The following is a 2,031-nucleotide window of genomic DNA, read 5'->3' as shown; positions in this document are numbered from 1 at the left end:
AATCGAGTAGGAGGAGGCCTCACGGCCTCCGTCCTCTCACACCACCGTACAAGCGTGGGTCGCATACGGCGGTTCCGAATATACTTTTAGTGACTCATACCCATCTCGCAACGAGTACAGACCCAACTCCTCGAACCATTTTGTTGGCATAGCGTGATTTGTCTGGGGCGTTAATGCTAGCCGCCACCAACCTTTATCTGACATCGCTAACTTCCACGCATTACGCTCTGTTACACCTTGTCGCTGTAACCATGTCGCTATGCCGTATCTGTGTTTGCGTTGCTTAAGTCGATAGCATCTTAGCCGTCGCCGTATCCATTCGTCCAAGCGCTTCATGCTGCTCTTCCGTATGGCGAGTTTGAAGTAGTCTTGCCAACCTCTTAGGTATTGAGTTAACTCGGCGATTACCACCTTTAACTCTCGACCTCGGTTTCGCTTCGTTATCTGCCGCACTCGCGTCTTCATTTGAGTTTGCGCTGGCTTCGATATATGGATTGTCCCATCTATCCCGAAGCGGTGGCTTAGGTAAGTTCGCTCTGTCACTCTTGTTGCTGCACTTTTCTCTCGGTTTACCGTGAGTTTCAGTTTTTGCTCCAAGTACTCCGTTATCGACTCTTTCACTCGATAAGCGGCTTCCTCACTACCAACATAGATTTGACAGTCGTCTGCATATCGACAGAACTTATGCCCTCTACGCTCTAGCTCTTTATCCAGTTCATCTAATACGATATTGGATAGCAACGGAGATAATGGACCACCCTGTGGTGTCCCTCGTTGTCTCTGTTCGACTAAACCGTTTCGCATTATGCCTGCCTGTAGATATGACCTGATGAGCTTCAACACTCGTTTATCCGCGATATCCTCTGACAGTCTGTGCATCAGTCTATCGTGATTAACGGTATCGAAGTATTTCGCTAGGTCGATATCTACTACATAACCTCGCCCCTCTCGGATGTAGCGACTGGCTGCCGCTAGCGCATGATGTGCACTGCGGCTGGGTCTAAATCCGTAACTGCTATTGGAGAACTTAGCTTCATAGATATCTGACAGTACTGAGGTGATTGCCTGTTGGACAATTCTATCGAGCACTGTTGGGATACCTAGTTGTCTGACGCCACCACTCGGTTTGGGGATTCCCACACCAAGAACGGGTTGAGGTCGGTAGCTTCCATCCAGAAGACTCTGGCGAAGCGCTTGCCCGTTTGAAGCTTGTCGAAGCTTAAAGATAGTTGCATCTATGTCGAGTTTGTCGACACCTGCACATCCCTTGTTCTTCTTCACTCTTCGTAAAGCTTGATTCAGGTTGGTTGAGGAGCAGATTTGTTCCATCAACGAAGTTGAGGTCACCAAGACTCGTCCTCCTGTCTACGCCGACCATGCTTGTCATTCTTCGTCACCGTGAGCTTTACTTGCGGTATCGCCCATTGGGACGTAGAGATGATGCCCATCTTGCTATGACTCCACATGATTGAGTGTCTAGTGACTACTTCTTGATATATTCAGTTCAGGCCTTCCCTTAAGTTGTACTGTCTCAAGGTACTATGCCCTCTGCTGACTTCTTATTGCCCGTCACACAACATCACTGCTGCATTAGTCTCTATCGAGACAAACAATAAGATCTCCCGAGGTAAGACGTTGCTCTTTCCCTTGGCCGTGCCTGATTTATCACTACACACTTCCCGTCGAGGCATTGGGCTATTCTATCTATGGCTAGGTTGCCCAAGTTGTAGTGACCTACTATCAGATTTCTGTTCGTCACAACCAAGTTTTGCCATTTGCTTCCTTCAGATTTCACCTCACAGTGAACACCCTTGCATAGGCTAACGGTTCTCGCTCGACTGAGCCCGTAGAGGACTTTCACCTCCTAGATCAACGCCATGCTCGGCGCACCAAAAAAAAGCCCCAGTCTTTCGACTGGGGCTTTGAGTTTCCCGATTGTAAGTTTCGTGCTAGCGAAAACCTACTTCATAACTAACGTCTTACTTATGCGTTAGCTTTTTCTTTCTTAGCTTTTGGTGCTGCTTCTTTCGC

General features: G+C 48.2%; 1 protein-coding gene. It reads right to left on the bottom strand.

Annotated features, from left to right (window positions below; all coding sequences use genetic code 11):
• Window positions 1-36: 36 nt before the first annotated feature.
• A complete protein-coding gene (gene ltrA, locus KIV40_RS20775) occupies window positions 37-1,329 on the bottom strand; it encodes a group II intron reverse transcriptase/maturase (protein WP_012126500.1) in 1,293 nt (430 codons plus the stop codon).
• Window positions 1,330-2,031: the final 702 nt, after the last annotated feature.

It is taken from the genome of Vibrio sp. D173a (genome assembly GCF_030248475.1).
The sequence above is the reverse complement of the archived record's forward strand: the minus strand, read 5'-3'. Positions and strand labels throughout refer to the sequence as shown.